The sequence below is a fragment of the Gordonia zhaorongruii genome, assembly GCF_007559005.1.
In the GTDB taxonomy this organism is placed as follows: Bacteria; Actinomycetota; Actinomycetes; order Mycobacteriales; family Mycobacteriaceae; genus Gordonia; species Gordonia zhaorongruii.
This window is the reverse complement of sequence record NZ_CP041763.1, coordinates 2775698-2795170: the sequence shown is the minus strand read 5'-3', so window position 1 is coordinate 2795170 and position 19473 is coordinate 2775698. Positions and strand designations below refer to the sequence as shown.

Genomic DNA, 19473 nt, shown 5'->3' with positions numbered 1-19473 from the left:
CTCCTTAGCGGAAGGTTGCTGGTGTCATCGTGGTGCGCGGCGGCGAGGGGCTGACAGCTACTGCGCGGGAGTGCCCGGGGGTACCACCACGAGCACCGGGCGGACCAGACTCTGTTCGGGGGCGAGCTGGTCGGCGAGTTCCGCCTCACCGCGGACTCGATCGGTGAGACGGCGGATCCCTGAAGTCTGGGTCTCCTCCGCGGCGAGCAGCGCCCATTCGCCGGATCGGGCATGGAGTTCTTTCACGCGCCTTTCGGCTTCGACCGTCGCGGCGTTGAAGACCGATCCGAGGCTCGCGCGTGCGGTGGCCACAGCGCGCGGGATGAGCTCGGTGAGCTCGGCGGCATCGGCAACGGGGCCGGGATTGGTGGCCGACGCCGAGAGACCGATCACGCGCAGCCACTCGTACGGGTCCTCGATGGTCTGGTCGGTGGCGAATTCCGCAGTATGGAACTCCGTCACCTGGAACGCGCGGGAGATGACCTGTCCGCGTTTGTTCATCAGGGTGCCGATGAGCAGGACCGTCGGGTGGTCGACGTTCCCGCGGACTGCGGGAACCTCCTGGCGGCCGAGTTCGGCCAGCGCGCGGTCGGCAGCCCATTCCGAGACAAGATGCAACGGCCCGAGGTAGTGGGCGATGGGCCACGTGGACTCGGAGCTGCCTTCGCGGGCCTCATCGAGTGATGCGGCCCCGCGCGCGGTGGTCGTGGCGAGCATGAGTTCAGATTTGACCTGCCGGTCGGCGACGTAATCCTGCGGCAGCAGGTCGAGCCGGCGGGCGAGATCGGCGGGCGGTTCGAGCTGCGCCGTGCTGTTGTCATTACGACGCCACCCCACACCGCCGCGGGCAGGTGGAAACTGGGGATCGTCGTTGTAGGCCTCAGTGAGCGCATCTTCCAGGTAGGCGAGCTCGGAATCATAGAAGCTGCGGCGACGCAACGACGTGGGCTCGGACGGCCCGGAATCGTCGTCGACCCCGGCGCTGAGCGACTCGATCCATGCGTCGATGTCGTCGATGGCGAGGTCGTCGGCATCGGCGCCCTCCTGAGCGCGTACCTGATCTGGAGTCTTGACCACATCGTCGAAGCTCTTGGTGCGGGCCAGGACCTTGCGGATGGCGTCCTCCTCCTTCGCCTCGCTGTGCTCGCCCATGAGTGACGCGACATCGCCGAGCCGGGCGTGCGCCTCATGCTCGCGCTCCATGAGTTTGGTCAGCAGGTGCAGATCGCCGGGCGCGGCGTCGTCGGGCGGGTCGAGAAGGAGTGTTGTGATGACGGGGGAGGTCTCCTGGCCGTACCGGTCCACGCGACCGTTGCGCTGCTGGATGCGGATGAGCGACCACGGGATGTCGTAGTGCACGAGTTGGTGGCATTGACGGTGCAGGTTGACGCCCTCGGATGCGACGTCGCCGGTGACGAGCACGCGCACCGGACTCGACTCGCGTTTGAACGCGTCGATGAGCTCCATCTGCTCCTGGTCGGGCAGTCCGCCGTGCATCACCCGCACGGCACCGGGTTTGAAGCCCAGATCCTTCGCGAGCTGTGCCTGCAGCCAGTGGATGGTGGCGACTCGCTCGGTGAACACCACGGCGCGCATGGCCTTGCCGCGGCCTACTCCGATCTGCTTGAGGTAGCTCAGGAGTTCCCGGTACTTGGCGTTCGCGGTGGGCGTGATCTGCTCGGCGAGACGCTGCAGTTCGTCGAGCGCCTCGATCTCCCGTGGACCGGTCGCGCGGGCACGGCGGTTGGCGACGGACTCGAGGAGTGCGGCGGGTGAGGAGAGGAAAGCTTTGGCGAGCGTCCACGAGAACAGGGCGTTGTCCCCGGACGGCGGCGAACCCTCGGGGTGCGTCCAGGTATCACGGATCTCGCGGGCAAGGGCCGTCTCCTCCGGCGACGCCGGGACGAGGATGTTGTTCGGCTCCGCGCGCTCCGCCCACTTCTCGCCGACCTCGGCTGCCACTTCGGCCGAATATCGGTGCCTGCGGATGATGAGCTTCTCGAGGTCGTCGCGAGCGATCGACCCATCGGGCTTGACCACGGTCGGGTCGAGGAGACGCAGTAGCTCGGCGAAGCTCTCGGGCCTACCGTTGTGCGGGGTCGCGCTCGCGAGTAGAAGCGCCTCGGTCGTGGGGGCGAGGATGCGGGCGAGCTCATTGTTCTGCGTCGACGAGTTGGTCGCATTGTGGACCTCGTCGATGACGACGGCGTCCCAGCGGACCTTCTCGAGCTGTGCCCGGTACTTGGCGGATTTGAGCGTGTCGATGGAGACGATGACGCGTGGGAAGTAAGTGAACGGGTTACGGGTGGCCGGCAGCTTCTGCCGCACCTTCTGGATACCGACGGAGTCGAGCCGGACCAGCGGCAGGGCGAAGCGACACCACAACTCCTGCTGCATCTGCTCGAGGACGTGGCGGGGAGTGACCACCAGGATCCGCTCGCCGCGTCCGCGACGGACCAGCTCGGCGAGGATCATCCCGATCTCGAGTGTCTTTCCGAGTCCGACGGCGTCGGCGATCAGAAGGCGCGGACGCAGCGTTGGATTGGACAGCGCCTTCCGGACGGCGGAGAGCTGGTATCCGAGCGTGTCCATCAGCATCTCGCCCGCGACCTGGATCTCCTCGTCGTAGATCGGCGTCGGCGTGCGCCGCAACGTCGATTCGAGGAACAGGCGGCTGCGACGGTAATGCGGGGAGGGGTCGGCGACAACCGTCGACGCCGCAGGATCGAGCACGGTCACGTCGTCGAGGTCGGTGTAGAAGGACGCCGTGGTGTCGCGGACATAGCGGCTGATGCCGCGGACGCGGATGAGGTACGGCGTCCTCTCGGCGACGGATTCGGCTGCTGCGCGCTCGACTGAGGTGATGAGCCATTCCTCATCGCGAACGAGGACGGTGACTCCGGGCGCGAATGGGATCTCGCTAAGGGCGTCCACCTGCGTGGTTGACAACGTCCTGCCTCCGTTCGTGATGTGGGCAACAACCTCGCAGATATTAGAACCCGACTACGACGTCTGCCGGTTTTCGGGTATGCGAAACTTCACGTCCCGCTTGCCGGGATGATCCGTTCTGTTGCAATGCCTCTCACACATAGCAGTCGGACGCGGTGAATGCGGCGTTACCGGACGGAGGGATGCGGTCTGGCTGCTCGGCTTCGCGCCTCGATCAGTACAGGATGATCAGGTCTGTGCGCAGGTCCTCTTGCGGGGTCCCGGACGGATCGGTCGCGTAGATCTCCAGGGTGGCGCGGGGCTGCGCGCCACCGCGCGCGAAGTGCAGTTCCATGAGCGAGTCCCAGGCCGATCCGAGCCCGTCGAAGCCGCCGATGTGACTCATGATGAGGGCAGACCCACCGGGGAACAGGCCGGTCTCGGTGTCCTCCACATCGGTGGGAGCTGCGACGGGGAATCCGATCGTCAGATCGAAGACGTCGGTGGGATCGCCGATGTACTGCGCGAAGGCGGGGCCGACCGGCCCGGCCTGGGCGAGTATCTCGAACGACTCGTCGAAGAGCTCGGGCAGATCGTCCAGAGTCACGTCGGGGAAGTGCTTGGTGGCGACCAGTATGTCGGCGGGTAATGACACCTCGGTTGCGTGCAGGAACGCGTCGTCGCCGAAGTAGAGGGGAACACCGGAAGTCATGCTGCGAGCGTACGTACTCCGGCGAAGCGCTCGCACTGCGCACTGCGGGCATCTTCTTGCACAATGGGGCTGTGACTGATTCCGACCTCGTCGTCGATACCCGCTACGGCCCGCTGCGCGGAGTCAGGACGGCGGAGTACGACGCATGGCGGGGCGTGCCGTACGCGCAGCCGCCCGTCGGGGAACTGCGCTGGCGGCACGCCAGGGAACCTGCGGTGCACACCGAGGTGATCCCTGCGGACCGCTTCGGTCCCGCGTGCCCGCAACCGGTGATGCAGGTGGTCGAGCTCGAAGAAGGCGGCAGGCAGGAAGAGGACTGCCTCTACCTGAACGTCGCGACGCCCCACGGTGCGGCGCTGCGCGGCGGCAAGCTGCCGGTGATGGTGTGGATTCACGGCGGCGCCTACCTGTGCGGCTCGGGAGGCCAGCCGATCTACGACCCGGGATCGTTGATCAGCACGTCGATCGAGGCGGGGACGCCGACGATCATCGTCACCGTCAACTACCGGTTGGGCGCGTTCGGGTTCACCGACTTCTCCGGCTGGTCCGACGGTGACGACGTGTTCCAGGCGAACTGCGGGATGTCGGATGTCGTGGCGTCACTGCGCTGGGTGAACGGCAATGTCGAGGCCTTCGGGGGAGACCCCGGCAATGTCACGGTCTTCGGCGAATCGGCAGGCGGGGGCGTGGTGACCACGCTGCTCACGATGCCCTCGGCCAAGGGCCTGATCCATCGGGCCATCGCGCAGAGCTCGCCGGCCACCTCGGTGTACGGCGGCGACCGCGGCGCGCGGTACGCCGACCTCCTGCTCGACAAGATGCCCATCGACCGCGTCGGGCTGGACAATCTGCGCGATATCCCGACGGGTGCACTGGTCACCGGTTCGCAGGAGGTCTTCCTCTCCGTGCCCCGCGATTTCCCCGGCACCATCGGTCAGGCGCCGGTGGTCGACGGCGATCTCATCCCCGATGATCCGCTCCGAATCTTCGAGTCGGGCCGCGCGCACAAGGTGCCGCTGCTCATCGGGACCAACCGGCACGAGACATCGCTCTTCAAATGGATGGCCTCACCGTTGATGCCGGTGAAATCCGAGCACGTCGACGCGATGTTCGCGCATATCGGGACCGAGCAGCCCGATCTGGAGATGCCCGAGCCGGATCATCTCGACGAGTCGTATCAGCACGTGAAGGCACGCGTGCGAAGCATGGCGATCTCCCGTGACATCGGATTCCGGATGCCTGCCCTGTGGATCGCCGAATCGCAGAATCGCCGCGCGTCGGTGCATCTGTACCGGTTCGACTGGGCCACACCGCTGCTGCGGTTCATCGGCTTCGGCGCGGCGCACGCCACCGAGCTTCCGTACGTCTGGGGAAATCCGTCGTCGTCGAAGCGGGACCCGATGTACCGGCTCGGCGGCCGCCCAGCCGGCGACGAGGTGTGCAGGCGGATGCAGCGTCGGTGGCTGAACTTCGCGGCAACGGCCAACCCGACGGTCGGCGACTCCGCGGGAGTGGAGTGGGAGCCGTACACACCGGACCGGCATGCGTCACTGCGGATCGGTGCGCAGGACAGTCCTGCGGTGGGACTCGACGATGTGATGCTCCAGGCGTGGGGCGAGGAAGTGCTGAGCTTCCGATGAATGCGCGACGCCGTGTCGGTGACGGCGAACGCCGGGCGAGGTTCCAGCACAGGCATCTCCTCACCGGGCGTGGCGATGCGAGCGTCGTGCAGATCGCCGATGCGCTGATCGGCCTGCACGCGACCACCGCGTCGACCGTCCACCTCTCGGCCTGGGCACGCAACGGCGGACTCCTCCCCGCAGATGTGGACGCCGCACTCTACGACGAGCGCAGTGTGGTGAAGCAACTCGCGATGCGCCGCACGCTCTTCGTGATGAGCCGCCGCGTCGTGGCCGGCGCGGTCGGTGCGATCGGAAGCCGGGTGGCGTCCTCCGAGCGCACCAACCTGCTGCGCGACCTGCGGCGGGAGGACGGGCCCGCCGACCCGGAGGGCTGGATCGCATCGGCGCGCGCAGCCGTCCTGGCGATCCTCGATGACGACGAACTCACGGCGGCGCAGGTGCGCGCTCGGTTGCCCGGCTTCGACATCGCGATCATGCGCGATGCGGGGAAGAAGTACGGCGGCCCCTCGCCCATGCTGCCTCGCCTGCTCAATCACCTCGCCGCGGCAGGTGACGTGGTGCGTAGCCACAACCTCGCGCAGTGGCATGCGTCCAAGCCCGTGTGGACCTCGACCCCGTCGTGGTTGGGTTCGCCGATTCCGGCGGTCACCGCCGAAGCGGGGCATCGCGACCTGGTGGAACGCTGGCTGCGGTCGTTCGGTCCCGGCACCGAGACCGACGTGCAGTGGTGGCTCGGATCCACCAAGACCGCGGTGCGCGCGGCACTCGCCGATCTCGACGTCGTCGAATGCGATCTGGACTCGGGTGCGGTCGGCTACCTGATGGCCGACGACACCGACCCGGTGGAATCCGTCGAACCGCGTGCACTGCTGCTTCCCGGACTGGATCCGACGACGATGGGCTGGAAGGAGCGCGGCTTCTACCTCGACCCCGCGCACGTCCCGCATCTGTTCGATGCCAACGGCAACGGCGGGCAGACCGCTTGGTGGGACGGGCGGATCGTCGGGGGATGGGTGCAGGGCGAGGGCGGTGTGGAGGTGCACGCCCTCGAGGAACTCTCCGTCCGGGCGCGTCGGGCCCTCGATGAACGAGCCGCCGAGCTGACTGCCTGGCTCGGTGAGGTGCGGCTGACGCAGGGGCTGTTCGCCTCGCCGATGATGAGGCGCGGGGGTCCGGTCGCCTGAACGGGGTCGTCCCCTGGTCAGGGTTCACAGGAAGCTCCCAGCGGTCCGCCAGCGATGACAGAGGATCGGCGAGCATCATGATCTCCATGAGTGCGAGCGCCGCCAAGCCGGCCAAGGTCCTCGTCGTCGACGATGAGGAGAACATCCGGGAGCTCCTGTCCGTGTCCCTGAAGTTCCAGGGACACGAGGTGCAGGCGGCGGCGGACGGTCCGCGGGCCATCGACATCGCGCGCACGTTCAAGCCTGACGTGCTGGTCCTGGACGTGATGATGCCCGGCATGGACGGGTTCGGCCTGCTCCGCAGGCTCCGCGCCGACGGGATCACGGCGCCCGCGCTGTTCCTGTCCGCGCGGGACTCCGTCGAGGACAGGATCAACGGGCTCACCATCGGCGGCGACGACTACGTGACCAAGCCGTTCAGTCTGGAAGAAGTGGTCGCGCGGCTCGGGGTGCTGCTCCGTCGGAGTGGCGAAGGACCCGAGAAAGCGGAATCGCCGCGCCTGATCTTCGCCGACCTCGAACTGGATGAGGAGACGCACGAGGTGGTCAAAGCCGGTGAGCTGGTGCAGTTGTCGCCGACCGAGTTCACCCTGCTGCGGTACTTCATGGTCAACGCCGGCACCGTGCTGTCCAAGCCGCGAATCCTCGACCACGTGTGGAACTACGACTTCGGCGGTGACGTGAACGTCGTCGAGTCGTACGTCTCGTATCTGCGTCGCAAGATCGACACCGGCCCGGTCCGGCTGATCCACACCCTGCGTGGCGTCGGATACGTGATGCGCGAGCCCCGCACGTGACGAACCGGACCTCGCTGCCACCGGCCACGCTGATGGGCCGCCTGCGGGCGATGCCGCTCCGCGTGACGCTCGTGGTGTCTACCGTCCTGCTCGTGTTCGCCGGACTCGTGACGTCGGGTGTCGCAGTCACCTCCGCGATGCACAACGATCTGATGTCCCGTACCGACGACGGCCTGACGGAGGCGGTCAACGGGTGGGCGCGACCGCACGGCGACCGGGATCATCCGGACCCGGGACCGCCCGGGCTGCGGCGGCCGCCGTCGCAGTACTTCGTGACGTCCACGCGGCCGAACGGCTTCAGCGTCACATTCAACGACTTCGACTCGGCTCCGGACCTGTCGTCGCTGCCGCAAGGCGCCGCGGAACCTCGTACCGTCGACTCGCTGGGTTCTGGTCCGTCGTGGCGGGTGATCAAGCGGGTGGCCGGCGCCGAGTCGAGTGTCGTCGCGATTCCGCTCGACGACGTCGACGCCACCATGACCCGGCTCATCTGGTTGCAGGTCGGCGTCGGGTGCATCGTGCTCGTGGCCATCGGCGTCCTGAGTTACGTGCTGGTGCGGTCGAGTCTGCGGCCACTCCGACGGGTCGAGGAGACCGCGCAGGCGATCGCCGGCGGCGATCTGCATCAACGTGTGCCCGCGCGTCCGCCGAACACCGAGGTCGGCAGCCTCGGGGTATCCGTGAACGCGATGCTCTCGCAGATTCAGGACGCATTCGCCACCACCGCAGAGTCCGAACGGCAGGCCCGGGCGTCTGAGGAGAAGATGCGGCGATTCGTCGCCGACGCGTCGCACGAGTTGCGCACGCCGCTCACGTCCATCAAGGGCTTCGCCGACCTGATGGCCATCGGCGGCGCTCCCGATCCCGGCGACGCGGTACGCCGCATCGCCGGTGAAGCGGACCGGATGACGCTCCTCGTGGAGGACCTGCTCACGCTGGCTCGTCTCGACGCGCACCGACCGCTCACCAGGTCTCCGATCGAGGTGCTGCCGTTGCTGGTCGACTCGGTCGAGGCCGCGCGGGCGGCCGCACGGGGCCGCTGGATCGAGATCGAGTTGGACGGCGACGCGGGATCGGCTGAGGTGGTGGCCGACCGCACGCGCTTGCGGCAGGTGCTGGGCAACCTGCTCAGCAACGCGATCGCGCACACCGGCCCCGATGCGTCGATCACCGTGCGCTCGCGGATCGATCGCTCGCGGATCGACGACGGCGAGGTGGTCGTCGAGGTGGCCGATACCGGTCCCGGAATCGCGATCGACGAGCAGCGGCACGTCTTCGAGCGCTTCTACCGTGGTGATCCGTCCCGGCAGCGGAGCGGTGATTCGGCGTCGGGCAGCGGTCTCGGTCTGTCGATCGTCGCAGCGCTCGTCGCCGCACACGGCGGACGGTTCGGTGTCGACTCGGAGCCGGGCGATGGCGCGTGCTTCTGGTTCGCGCTGCCGCGCGGCACCGGGTCGCAGTAGGGTCGGGACATGGCTTCGGTATTCACGCACATCATCAACGGAGACCTGCCCGGACGTTTCGTCTGGAAGGACGGACTCGCGGTCGGGTTCATGACGATCAACCCGGTCACCCCCGGCCACGTCCTCGTGGTGCCGCGCAAGGAGATCGACCACTGGGAGCAGATCGACACTCCGACGTTCACCCACCTCTCCGATGTCGCTCAGAAGGTCGGCCGGGCCGTGAAGGACGCTTTCGACGCTCCGCGCATGGGGCTGCTGGTCGCCGGACTCGAGGTGCCGCACCTGCACATCCACGTGTTTCCCGCGAACTCGCTCGAGGTGTTCGATCTGACGAAGGCCGAGCAGGATCCGTCGCCGGAATCACTCGACGACTCGGCCGAGCGCATTCGCGCGAGCCTGCGTTCACTCGGCTACCGCGAGAACGTCGCCGACTAGTGTTCCGGTTCGGTCGGCTCCTTCGCTAACCGGACCAGGTCGGCGCGCCGAGCGAGGTGACGACGGCAGCCTTCGCGACCTTGAACGTCGCCGTCTGCGGAAGTTCGTCCACGAGCCACACCCGGGTCGGTCGCTGTCTGCGGCCGAGGTCCGGCTGGTCGGTGAGGAAGCCGTCGAACCCGGCTCGAGTCAGGCCGGGGGCCACCAGCACGGCGCCGACCGCATCGCCGATCTCGACCGGCACACCGAAGACGATGCATTCCCGCACCAGAGGATGCCTGCGAAGCACGGCCTCGATGGGCTGCGTCCCGATATTCTCACCGTCGATCCGCAGCCAGTCGCCCAACCGGCCGGCGAAGTGGATGAAGCCCTTCTCGTCGACCCACCCGAGGTCGCCCGTGCGGTACATCCCGCCGCGCATCCGCTCGGCCGTCGCCGCCGGGTCGCCGTAGTAACCGTCGAAATAGCCTGGGCCGGAAGAGTTGACGATCTCGCCGACGACCCCGGCGGGCACCGGCTCATCGGTCTGCGGGTCCACGATCAGCACCGGTTCGCGGAGCGGACCCAATGCGTCGTTCGGTGTGTCGGGTGTGCGGGTGATCGCGGCACCGGCCTCGGTGGAACCGAAGCCGTCGACGACGCGTGCGCCGAACCGGCGGGCGAACTCCAGCCGGTCTGCCGCGGACGCTTCGTTGCCGTACACGATCCGCAGCGACGTGTCCGGATCGTCGGGCCGCTCCGGGGTCGCGAGGATGTAGTGCAGCGGTTTGCCGACGTAGTTCGCGTACGTGACGCGGTAGCGGCGGACATCGTCGCCGAACCCGCTGGCGGAGAAGGTGCGTCGGATGACCACCGAAGCGCCTGAGGCGGCGGCGACCGACCAGCCCGCGATCTGCGAATTGGAATGGAACATCGGCATCGACAGGTAGACCACGTCCTCGGGTCCCAGCGAGAAGCGTTCGGCCAGCATCGATCCCGGTTCGGCGAACTTGCGTTGACTGCAGCGGACCGCCTTCGGATGACCGGTGGTGCCGGAGGTGAAGATCAGCATCGTCAGATCGTCCGGTGCGGGAGTGCGCGGCTCGAAGTCGGCGGCTCCGAACCCGGCGAGAAGGGTGGCCCACTCCGCGGATTCGACGTCGATGGTCCGCACATCGACTGCCGGATCGAGGAGTCCGGCAGTGTCGGGGGAGGTGAGGACGACCTGGCAGTCGGCGCGCACCACGTCGGCGGCCAACGCGGCACCGCGTCGCGTCGAGTTGAGCCCGACGAGGACGAAACCGCCCATCGCGGCCCCCGCGAAGAGACTGCTGAACTCGGTGCAGTTCGGCAGGAGCACACCGACGTGCGGGGGTGCGCCCTCGGGCAGCAGGGATCTCAGTGCCGCAGCCCGGATCCGCGCATCCCGCAGATGGTCTCGCCACGGTGTGAAGGACCCCTCGAACCAGATGCCGCGATCGTCGACCTCCTCGAGTCCGGCGAGTAGATCTGTCAGCGTGGCCCGGCCGGTGGTCACCGTTTCGCTCACTCCGCCGCCAGGGCGTCACCGAGTTCGGCCAGCACGACGGGCGACGATCCGTAGGTGAACTCGTTCTGCTTGGCGCGCAGGAAGAACCGGTGGGCCGGGTGCGAGGTGTCGATGCCGACCCCGCCGTGCACATGCACCGTCGTGTGCGCGACGCGATGGCCCGCGTCGGCCGACCAGAACGCGGCCGTGTCGACGGCCTCGGTGATCGCGGCCGGGGTGACGTCGGAGCGGTCGGCAACCGGTTCGCCGGACAGCATCCACGCGGCCTGAGTCACGGTCAGCGACAGAGCCTGCGCGTCGATGTAATCGTCGGCGAGCCGCTGGGCGACAGCCTGGAACGAACCGATCGGACGACCGAACTGCTCGCGTTCGCGTGCGTACTCCGCAGTCGCCTCCAGGGCTCCGGAGACCACTCCGGCCTGGTCCGCGGCCACACCGAGTCGGAGTAGCTCGCGTGCAAGCCGGACGGTCTCGGCGCCACCTGCCAGTAGTTCGGCCGGTGCGTCGGCGAAGGTCACCGTATGCACGGGGGTGAGTCCGGTGACCGGGGTGTCGGTGATCTCGATGCCGTCGGCGGCTGCGTCCACTACCGCGGCGACCGGTCCGTCGGGTCCCGCGGCGAACACCAGGAAGGCGTCGGCGGCCGCCGCGAACGGCACATCGACCTTGGTGCCGGTGACAGCGCCCGCCGGGGAGACGGTGGTCGCAGGGGACAGGAGATCGAAGTTCAGATCCTCCTCGACCGCAGCGGTCACCACGGCCTCCCCCGTGCATGCCTTGCCCAGAATGGAATCGCGCAACGAGTCGGGTCCGTACTCCGCGATCAGCGGCACCGCGGCTACCGCGTGCTGCGGATACGGCACGCGCGCCAGTGCCGCCCCGAGGGTCGATGCGACAGCCGTGGTCTCCAGGGTGGTGAGATCTGCGCCGGTTTCGCCGACGATCGAGGTCGGCGCCGCGAGACCGAGAAGACCGGCACGCGCGATCTCGGTCCACAGGCGCTCGTCGATGGCGGCACCCTGCGCTTCGAGGTCGGCCGTGCGCTCGGTGGTGACGATGCGACCCGCGATGTCGGCGGTGAGCCGGGTCAGATCGTCGGCTGCTTCGGTGGGAGTGAAATCCATGAGTGATCCTTCTGACTGGTCTCAGCGACGGGCCGGGGGCAGTTTCAGCGCGAGCATTCCGATAATGTCGCGCTGGATCTCGTTGGTGCCGCCGCCGAACGTGAGGATCAGCGACGTTCGGGCGTAGCGCTCCAGACGACCCTGCAGGTGCGAGCCGGGGGAGTTCTGGCGCAGCGTCGCCGACGGGCCGGCCACCTCCATCAGCAACCGGTAGGCCTCGGTGGCGAACTCGGTACCGAACACCTTCGTGGCCGAGGCGTCGGCAGGAGACGGGGAACCGCCCTGCGCTGCGATCGACGCGATCTTCCAGTTGATGAGCTTGAGGAACTCCACCTTGGCGTGGACGCGTGCGAGATTCGAGCGCACCCATGGCACGTCGATCAGACGGGTCCCGTTACCGGTCGGCTCGGCTGCGAAGGCGATGGTCTCGCGCAGCGCGGTCTGGATCGGCGCGGCGCTGCAGAGCGCGACGCGCTCGTGGTTGAGCTGATTGGTGACCAGCGGCCAGCCGCCGCCCTCTTCGCCGACCCGGGAGGACACCGGTACCCGTACGTCCTGGTAATAGGTCGCGCTGGTGTCGACGCCCGACATCGTGTGCACGGGCGTGTACGAGAAGCCGTCGGCCGTCGTGGGCACCGCGATCATCGAGATGCCCTTGTGTTTGGAAGCTTCCGGATCGGTGCGGCAGGCGAGCCAGACGTAGTCGGCGTACGGGATGAGGCTGGTCCACATCTTCTGGCCGTTGATGACGTAGTCGTCGCCGTCGCGCACCGCGGTCGTGCGCAGTGCGGCCAGATCCGTGCCCGCGCCGGGTTCGGAGTATCCGATGGAGAAGTGCAGATCGCCCGCCGCGATCTTCGGAAGGAAGAACTCCTTCTGCACGTCGGTGCCGTACTGCATGATCGTCGGCGCGACCGAGTTGATGGTCAGGAACGGAACCGGGGCGCCCGCGATCGCGGCTTCATCGGTGAAGATCAGCTGATCCATCATGGACCGGTCGGCCCCGCCGAACTCGGCAGGCCAGCCGAGCGCGAGCCAGCCGTCCCGCCCCATCTGGCGCACGACGTCGCGGTAGGCGTCGCCTTCGCCGATCTCGCCGTCGCCGCTGTTGAGGGCGGCACGCCGTTCGGGCGTCATGAGGCCGGTGAAGTAGTCGCGCAGTTCGCTGCGCAACTTCTCTTGCTCGGCGGTGTACGCGATGCGCATCAGGTCGGTCTCCTGCGATCCCGGGCGTCGTATCGTCCCGTGTGCTTGGCTACTTCTGTAACACGTTCTAACGTATATGGAACACGTTCTAATGTGTAGGAGTCGCATCCGCGAATGCCGCGGGTGCCAGATGTCAGGAGGATGAGATGCGAGTCAAGTGCGATTTCGATCTGTGTGAGTCCAACGCGGTCTGCGTGGGCATGGCGCCCGACGTTTTCGAACTCGATGACAAGGACTACCTGGTGATTCTTCAGGAAGACGTGCCGGAGGACCGGGTCGAGGAGATGCGCCAGGTTGTCGGGTCGTGCCCGAAGTCGGCGCTCTCGCTCGAATGACGGGTGCCGACCCGTGTCGCCTGAGAGATTTCGGTGCGACTAGGAGCATGTGTTAGAACATGTTCTAATTAACGGGCCGGTGGTGGACGAAGCGCTCTGCCGCGGCATGGATCGTGGAAGGGGCACTGGTGGTTCAGACGTTGGAGGGCCGAGTAGCCGTTGTCACCGGCGCGGGAGCCGGACTGGGACGGGCCGAGGCGATCGGTCTCGCATCTGATGGGGCGACTGTCATCGTCAACGACCTCGAGAAGTCCCTGCAGGCCAGCGACGTCCTCGATGAGATCTCCGCGGCTGGCGGCAGGGGCGTCGCCGTCGCAGGCGATATCTCCGACGCGGGCACCGCACGCGAGATCATGCGCACTGCCACCGACGACCTCGGCGGCCTCGACATCGTCATGAGCAACGCCGGGATCACCCGGGACACCATGCTCTTCAACATGTCCGACGACGACTGGGACCAGGTCCTGGGAGTCCACCTCCGCGGGCACTTCCTGCTCAATCGCAATGCCGCAGTGCACTGGCGCGCCGCGTCGAAAGCGGCGGGGGAGCCCGTGTACGGACGACTCATCAACACGTCGTCCGAAGCCGGCCTGCTCGGTCCGGCAGGTCAGGCGAACTACGGCGCAGCTAAAGCGGGCATCACCGCGCTGACGCTCTCGGCGTCGCGGGCACTGTCGCGCTACGGGGTGACGTCTAATGCCATCTGCCCGCGAGCACGCACCGCCATGACCGCTAAGGTGTTCGGTGACGCTCCGGCCGACGGTGTGGATCCACTGTCGCCCGAGCATGTCGTGACCCTGGTCCGTTATCTTGCGAGTCCGGCCGCGGCAGATGTCTCCGGCCAGGTGTTCGTCGTGTACGGACCCAAGGTCACACTGATGGCTGCACCCAGTGTTCGCGAGGTCTTCACCGCTGACACCGACGCGTGGGATGCTGAATCACTGTCGGATTCGTTGTCGGAGTACTTCGCGTCGCCTGCGGGTGAGGCGACGTTCTCCGCGTCCGATTTGATGGAATAGCGCTTTTGCGCTCGTGAGTTTTCGATGTCCGGTACTGGCGCGGTCGGCCCAAGCCTGCGTGATAAGTTCCCTGCACAAGCGGGAGGAGGGGTGTTGCTCAAGAAGCTTGCCGCCCCGATGAACGGCGTGGGGGACTTCGTCAATCTCGGTGTCGAATCCGCACGCGAGTTGTTCCGCCGACCGTTTCAGTGGCGGGAGACCGTTGAGCAGTCCTGGGCGATCGCCCGGGTCTCCCTGGTACCCACGCTACTCGTTGCCATCCCGTTCACCGTTCTGGTCAGCTTCACGCTGAACATCCTCCTTCGCGAGATCGGCGCGCAGGACCTCTCCGGTGCCGGTGCCGCACTGGGCACGATCACGCAGATCGGCCCCATCGTGACGGTGCTCATCGTCGCGGGCGCCGGTGCGACGGCGATCTGCGCCGATCTGGGCGCCCGGACGATCCGCGAGGAGATCGACGCTCTGCGGGTTCTCGGCATCAACCCGGTCCACCGACTCGTCGTTCCACGAGTCATCGCCTCCACGGGTGTGGCGCTCCTGCTGAACAGCCTCGTCTGCACGATCGGCATCGCGGGCGGCTTCGTGTTCTCCGTCTATCTGCAGGACGCGAACCCCGGTGCCTTCATCGCGAACCTGACGCTCCTCACCGGCCTCGGCGAGCTGGTCATCTCGATGATCAAGGCTGCGCTGTTCGGACTGTTCGCGGGACTGGTCGGCTGCTATCGGGGACTCAACGTGCGGGGCGGCGCGAAGGGCGTCGGCGACGCGGTGAACGAGACGGTCGTCTACTCCTTCATGGCGTTGTTCGTGGTGAACGTGGTCGTGACCGCGGTCGGACTCAAGGCGACGATGGGCTGACGATGGTTCTTCCGAATACGACACGATTCCGCACTGCGCGCGTCGCCTTCAAGCGCGCAGGCGACGACTGGAACGGAATCGGCGACCAGGCGCTCTTCTACTGGGACTCGATCGCTTCGATCCCGCGCGCGCTGCGCCTCTACAAGAAGGAGACGCTGCGCCTGATCGCGGAGATCTCGATGGGCACGGGCGCACTCGCCATGATCGGCGGCACCGTCGTGGTGGTCGGGTTCCTGACGCTGTTCACCGGCGGCACCATCGCCGTCCAGGGCTACAGCTCACTCGCCAACATCGGTGTCGAGGCGCTGACCGGCTTCTTCTCCGCCTTCATCAACGTGCGCATCGCGGTCCCGGTGATCGCGGGCATCGCGCTCGCGGCCACCATCGGCGCCGGTGCGACGGCACAGTTGGGCGCGATGCGCGTCAGCGAGGAGATCGACGCCCTCGAAGTCATGGCGATCTCCTCCATCCCTTACCTCGTGAGCACGCGCATCATCGCGGGTCTCGTGGCGATCATCCCGCTCTACTCGCTCGCGGCACTGGCGTCATTCCTCGCCAGCCGGTTCGCCACCGTGTTCCTCTACGGCCAGTCGGCAGGCGTCTACGACCACTACTTCTCGACGTTCCTCATTCCGTCCGACATCCTGTGGTCGTTCGTCCAGGCGATCTGCATGGCTGTCGCGGTCATGCTCATCCACACGTACTACGGCTTCAACGCCTCCGGCGGTCCGGTCGGTGTCGGCGTGGCCGTGGGCAACGCGGTCCGCGCGTCGCTGATCGTCGTCGTCGTCATCACACTCCTCACGTCGCTCGCCATCTACGGCGCCGACGGCAACTTCAACCTGGCCGGGTGACGCGGTATGGCTAAGCAGGGACGGAGTAACGGAGTTCGCAAGGTCGCGGCTCTGATCATGGTGGGGACGCTCGTCGGCATCGTCGCGCTGGCGTCGGGTCAGTTCCTCGGCTGGTTCGACAGCACCAAGTCCGTCACGTTGTTCGCTCCGCGCGCGGGTCTGGTCATGAACCCCGACGCGAAGGTGAAGCTGCGAGGCGTCACCGTCGGTCGCGTCCAGACCATCGACGAGGTCGGCGACAAGGCGAAGCTCGTGCTCGGCATCACCACGGGTGAGATGGAGAAGATCCCGGCCAACGTGCGAGCCGACATCAAATCGAACACGATCTTCGGCGCCAAGAACGTGAACCTGGTGATTCCGGACGAGGGCCCCGCAGGGACCCTGCGTGAAGGCGCTGAGATCGCCGCCGACCACGTCGTCGTCGAGCTGAACACCGTTTACCAGCAACTCGTCAGCCTGCTCGCGGACGTTCAACCCGAACGGATGAACGTGGTCATCGGTGCGATGAACGAAGCACTCGACGGCCGGGGCAAGAAGATCGGCGACACCCTCGTCAAGCTCGACGACATCCTCGGCAAGACCAATCAGCATCTCCCTGAGCTCAACCGGCTGTTCTCCGAAGCGGCCGACGCGACCAACGTGTACGCGGACGTGATGCCGAACCTGATGCGGACCATCGACAACGCGACCGTCGTCGGCGACACGCTCGTCGAGAACACCGCCAACCTCGACAGTCTCCTCGTCAACGTCTCCGGTATGGCGAGCACGGCGAACTCGATGCTCTCGAAGAGCAAGAAGAACCTGATGAGCACCCTGAGCGACCTGAATCCGGTGACGAAGCTCCTCGGCTACCAGGCTCCCGGTCTGCGCTGCTTCATCACCGCCGCGAACGACACCGCCGACATCGCGGATGATGTCCTCGGCGGCCGCAACGGCATGCTGCTCCTCGACGCCGGCCTGACACCGGGCAAGGACCCGTACCGCTACCCGCAGGATCTGCCGAAGGTCGGGGGCGACGGTCCGCCCACCTGCCAGGATGGACTCTCGAACGTGCAGTCGGAGGAGAAGATCCCGTTCTACGTCATCGACAACGCGGCGCAGCCGTATCAGCCGCGCACCAAGCCGAAGGTGGAGTCGCGCAAGCTGTTCAACCTGCTCTTCGGAGGTACTGATGGCCGATAGTCGCGCCCGCGCACTTCGCGCGACCGTGATCAAACTCGGTGCGTTCGCAGTCTCGATGATCGTCGTCCTGGCAGGGCTTGTGATCGTCTTCAGCCGTTACCAGAGCGGCGGCAGCGAGACGTACTCGGCGATGTTCACCAGCGCTTCGGCGATGAAGTCGGGGAGCTCGGTGCAGATCGCCGGTGTCGAGGTGGGCTCGGTGAAGAGCATCGATCTCACCGAGGACAACAAGGCACGCGTCGAGTTCAGTGTCAGCGAGAACTACCGTCTGCCGAAGACGGTCCGGGCACTCGTCCGGTACCAGAACCTGACGGGCGATCGGTATCTCGATCTGCAGCCGGGCGACGGCAGTCTGCGCGACACGATCGAGCCGGGCAGCGAGATCCCGGAGCAGCGCACGCAGCCGGCCCTCGACCTGGACAGTCTGCTCGGTGGATTCAAGCCGCTGTTCCGGACGATGGATCCGGCCGACGTCAACAAGCTGTCGTCGGCGCTGATCTCGGTTTTCCAGGGACAGGGCGAATCGCTGAACACGCTCCTGGAGAGCACATCGTCGTTCACCAACCAGATCGCCGATCGCGACCAGCTGATCGGCAGCGTCATCGACAACCTGAACAAGACGCTCGGAACCCTCGACGCGGATAAGAAGGGGCTCGACCAGAGCGTCGACCGTCTCCAGCAGCTCATCTCCGGACTCGCGGACGAAAAGGACGTCATCGGCCGCTCCATCTCCCAGACCGCGGATGCCACGACCGGCTTGGCCAGCCTGATGAAGACCGTGCGTCCGGACACCAAACGGGCGATCACCGCACTCGGCCAGACCTCCGAGGAAGCGCTGAAGGCGGAGCCGTTCATTCGTGATCTGCTGGGCAAGCTGCCGGGCGACTTCAAGAAGCTGTCGAATCTCGGCAGCTACGGATCCTGGCTGCAGATCTACTTCTGCCGGATCCGGTTGCTCCTGCCCGGACCGGGCAACACCAGCTACTACTACACCGCCATCGACTCCATGGGCGACACGACGACGGCCGGCGGGAGGTGCGCGCAATGAGCGAGGCGAACACCCCGCGCATGAAGCGGTCGAAAGCATCCGTCGGCGTCATCGGCGTCCTGGTCACCGCGATGCTCGTGATCAGTGCGATGCAGATGGACCGCCTCCCGTATCTCTCTCAGCTCAGTACGTACGACGTCTACTTCGACGACGCGGGCGGGCTGGGTACCGGCGACGTCGTCATGGTCGCGGGCATCGAGGTCGGAAAGGTAGAGGGGGTGAACCTGGCCGACACCGACGATGGGCTGAAAGCCAAGATCGACTTCCGGCTGAACGACACCGTGGTTCTGGGCGACCGGACCCGGGCCGCGATCAAGACCGAGACGGTCCTCGGCCGCCGCAACCTGACCCTCACCCCGATCGGCGACGGCCACCTGGAACCGGGTCAGTCGATCCCGGTCGATTCGACGGTGGCGCCGTACTCGCTGAACGACGCGCTCGACGACGCGACGACCACGCTGGAGGCGACCGACACCGACCAGCTGAACAAGGCGCTCGACGCGATGTCGGATACCTTCTCGAAGACCCCGGACAACGTCCGCGGCGCGGTCGAGGGCGTCGGCCGGGTCTCCAAGGCGATCGCCTCCCGCGACAACGCGCTGAGCAAGCTCCTCGACCGTGCGCGCGGGGTGACCGACGTGGTCGCCAAGCGGAGCGATCAGCTGCGCACCATGCTCATCGACGCGAACTCCCTCCTCGGGGAACTGCAGATGCGTCGCGAAGCGGTGCGCCAGATCATTCGCGGGACGCGTGATGTGACCGCTCAGATCAGTGGTTTCGTCGACGACAACGAAGAGCAGTTGCGTCCGGTGCTGGAGAAGTTCAATCGGGTGCAGGACATTCTGAACGACAACGAGAAGAACTTCGAGCAGGCGATCGACAACCTGGGTCCGTACGCCAACATCCTCGGCGAGGCGGTCAGCAACGGCCCGTACTTCTCCTCGCTGGTCGGTCTGCCGACATTCGGTGACTACACGGGCGCCTTCATGCGGGTGCTGCAGCGCAAGTACCCCGAAGCAGCCAAGTACTTCTACGACTACAGCGGGTCGCCGTTCTTCCCGAAGAACTACGAGCGCGGCCCGAACACGGACGCGCCGGACGTGGACCGTCCGAAACCGAAGCGCTCGTACCCGACGCCGTCGAACGGGGGCAACTGA

General features: G+C 66.7%; 17 protein-coding genes. 12 read left to right on the top strand and 5 right to left on the bottom strand.

Features of this window, described 5'->3' with window-relative positions:
* Window positions 1-57: 57 nt before the first annotated feature.
* Both FO044_RS12990 and FO044_RS12985 read right to left on the bottom strand, forming a co-directional pair.
* On the bottom strand, window positions 58-2949 hold the full coding sequence (locus FO044_RS12990; protein WP_244945766.1) for a DEAD/DEAH box helicase: 2892 nt from the start codon (window positions 2947-2949) through the stop codon (window positions 58-60).
* Between the two features lie 214 nt (window positions 2950-3163).
* Window positions 3164-3640, bottom strand: a complete 477-nt coding sequence (locus FO044_RS12985) for a GyrI-like domain-containing protein (RefSeq protein ID WP_143965788.1) — start codon at window positions 3638-3640, stop codon at window positions 3164-3166.
* Window positions 3641-3711: 71 nt separating this feature from the next.
* Here FO044_RS12985 and FO044_RS12980 point away from each other — a divergent pair, with 71 nt between their 5' ends.
* The 5 genes from FO044_RS12980 to FO044_RS12960 all read left to right on the top strand — a co-directional run bounded on the left by FO044_RS12980 (window position 3712) and on the right by FO044_RS12960 (window position 9162).
* Window positions 3712-5280, top strand: a complete 1569-nt coding sequence (locus tag FO044_RS12980; protein ID WP_186290553.1) for a carboxylesterase/lipase family protein — start codon at window positions 3712-3714, stop codon at window positions 5278-5280.
* A complete protein-coding gene (locus tag FO044_RS12975; protein ID WP_143965786.1) occupies window positions 5277-6467 on the top strand; it encodes a winged helix DNA-binding domain-containing protein in 1191 nt (396 codons plus the stop codon). Before FO044_RS12980 ends, FO044_RS12975 begins: the two co-directional genes overlap by 4 nt.
* A gap of 86 nt (window positions 6468-6553) precedes the next feature.
* Window positions 6554-7264 carry a response regulator transcription factor gene (locus FO044_RS12970; RefSeq protein WP_143965785.1) on the top strand — a complete coding sequence of 237 codons (711 nt, stop codon included), beginning with the start codon at window positions 6554-6556 and terminating at the stop codon, window positions 7262-7264.
* A 32-nt stretch (window positions 7265-7296) separates the two neighbouring features.
* A complete protein-coding gene (locus FO044_RS12965) occupies window positions 7297-8727 on the top strand; it encodes a sensor histidine kinase (protein WP_244945820.1) in 1431 nt (476 codons plus the stop codon).
* A 9-nt stretch (window positions 8728-8736) separates the two neighbouring features.
* The gene (locus FO044_RS12960; protein ID WP_143965784.1) at window positions 8737-9162 is read left to right on the top strand and encodes an HIT family protein; all 426 of its coding nucleotides are present in this window, start codon (window positions 8737-8739) and stop codon (window positions 9160-9162) included.
* A gap of 25 nt (window positions 9163-9187) precedes the next feature.
* Here the strand turns inward: FO044_RS12960 and FO044_RS12955 are convergent, their stop codons facing one another.
* The 3 genes from FO044_RS12955 to FO044_RS12945 are packed head-to-tail and all read right to left on the bottom strand — an operon-like array spanning window position 9188 to window position 13020.
* Window positions 9188-10678: an AMP-binding protein gene (locus FO044_RS12955; protein ID WP_244945765.1), complete on the bottom strand. Its 1491-nt coding sequence runs from the start codon at window positions 10676-10678 to the stop codon at window positions 9188-9190.
* 8 nt (window positions 10679-10686) lie between these two features.
* Window positions 10687-11814 (bottom strand): acyl-CoA dehydrogenase family protein, encoded by a 1128-nt coding sequence (locus tag FO044_RS12950; RefSeq protein WP_143965782.1) that lies wholly within the window; start codon window positions 11812-11814, stop codon window positions 10687-10689.
* Window positions 11815-11835: 21 nt separating this feature from the next.
* On the bottom strand, window positions 11836-13020 hold the full coding sequence (locus FO044_RS12945; RefSeq protein WP_143965781.1) for an acyl-CoA dehydrogenase family protein: 1185 nt from the start codon (window positions 13018-13020) through the stop codon (window positions 11836-11838).
* 146 nt (window positions 13021-13166) lie between these two features.
* On the opposite strand from FO044_RS12945, the gene FO044_RS12940 reads away from it, so the two are divergent.
* The 7 genes from FO044_RS12940 (at window position 13167) to FO044_RS12910 (ending at window position 19473) form a co-directional block, all read left to right on the top strand.
* A complete protein-coding gene (locus FO044_RS12940; protein WP_132992292.1) occupies window positions 13167-13355 on the top strand; it encodes a ferredoxin in 189 nt (62 codons plus the stop codon).
* Window positions 13356-13483: 128 nt separating this feature from the next.
* Window positions 13484-14374 carry a 3-oxoacyl-ACP reductase gene (locus FO044_RS12935; protein ID WP_132992291.1) on the top strand — a complete coding sequence of 297 codons (891 nt, stop codon included), beginning with the start codon at window positions 13484-13486 and terminating at the stop codon, window positions 14372-14374.
* 93 nt (window positions 14375-14467) lie between these two features.
* Window positions 14468-15232, top strand: coding sequence for an MlaE family ABC transporter permease (locus tag FO044_RS12930; RefSeq protein WP_132992290.1), 765 nt, complete (start codon window positions 14468-14470; stop codon window positions 15230-15232).
* Window positions 15233-15234: 2 nt separating this feature from the next.
* Window positions 15235-16086 (top strand): MlaE family ABC transporter permease, encoded by an 852-nt coding sequence (locus tag FO044_RS12925; RefSeq protein WP_132992289.1) that lies wholly within the window; start codon window positions 15235-15237, stop codon window positions 16084-16086.
* A gap of 6 nt (window positions 16087-16092) precedes the next feature.
* A complete protein-coding gene (locus FO044_RS12920) occupies window positions 16093-17268 on the top strand; it encodes an MCE family protein (protein WP_143965780.1) in 1176 nt (391 codons plus the stop codon).
* Window positions 17258-18316: an MCE family protein gene (locus FO044_RS12915; RefSeq protein WP_143965779.1), complete on the top strand. Its 1059-nt coding sequence runs from the start codon at window positions 17258-17260 to the stop codon at window positions 18314-18316. The genes FO044_RS12920 and FO044_RS12915 overlap by 11 nt, the downstream gene beginning before the upstream one ends.
* Entirely contained in the window at window positions 18313-19473 is a 1161-nt protein-coding gene (locus FO044_RS12910; protein WP_143965778.1) for an MCE family protein, read from the top strand. The genes FO044_RS12915 and FO044_RS12910 overlap by 4 nt, the downstream gene beginning before the upstream one ends.

What these genes read in the sequence shown, in the direction of transcription:
- FO044_RS12970 (WP_143965785.1), top strand. Translation starts at nt 6,554, where the DNA reads ATGAGTGCGAGCGCCGCCAAGCCGGCCAAGGTCCTCGTCGTCGACGAT.
- FO044_RS12960 (WP_143965784.1), top strand. Translation starts at nt 8,737, where the DNA reads ATGGCTTCGGTATTCACGCACATCATCAACGGAGACCTGCCCGGACGT.
- FO044_RS12950 (WP_143965782.1), bottom strand. Translation starts at nt 11,814, where the DNA reads ATGGATTTCACTCCCACCGAAGCAGCCGACGATCTGACCCGGCTCACC.
- FO044_RS12945 (WP_143965781.1), bottom strand. Translation starts at nt 13,020, where the DNA reads ATGCGCATCGCGTACACCGCCGAGCAAGAGAAGTTGCGCAGCGAACTG.
- FO044_RS12915 (WP_143965779.1), top strand. Translation starts at nt 17,258, where the DNA reads ATGGCCGATAGTCGCGCCCGCGCACTTCGCGCGACCGTGATCAAACTC.
- FO044_RS12940 (WP_132992292.1), top strand. Translation starts at nt 13,167, where the DNA reads ATGCGAGTCAAGTGCGATTTCGATCTGTGTGAGTCCAACGCGGTCTGC.
- FO044_RS12925 (WP_132992289.1), top strand. Translation starts at nt 15,235, where the DNA reads ATGGTTCTTCCGAATACGACACGATTCCGCACTGCGCGCGTCGCCTTC.
- FO044_RS12985 (WP_143965788.1), bottom strand. Translation starts at nt 3,640, where the DNA reads ATGACTTCCGGTGTTCCCCTCTACTTCGGCGACGACGCGTTCCTGCAC.
- FO044_RS12965 (WP_244945820.1), top strand. Translation starts at nt 7,297, where the DNA reads ATGGGCCGCCTGCGGGCGATGCCGCTCCGCGTGACGCTCGTGGTGTCT.
- FO044_RS12920 (WP_143965780.1), top strand. Translation starts at nt 16,093, where the DNA reads ATGGCTAAGCAGGGACGGAGTAACGGAGTTCGCAAGGTCGCGGCTCTG.
- FO044_RS12975 (WP_143965786.1), top strand. Translation starts at nt 5,277, where the DNA reads ATGAATGCGCGACGCCGTGTCGGTGACGGCGAACGCCGGGCGAGGTTC.
- FO044_RS12910 (WP_143965778.1), top strand. Translation starts at nt 18,313, where the DNA reads ATGAGCGAGGCGAACACCCCGCGCATGAAGCGGTCGAAAGCATCCGTC.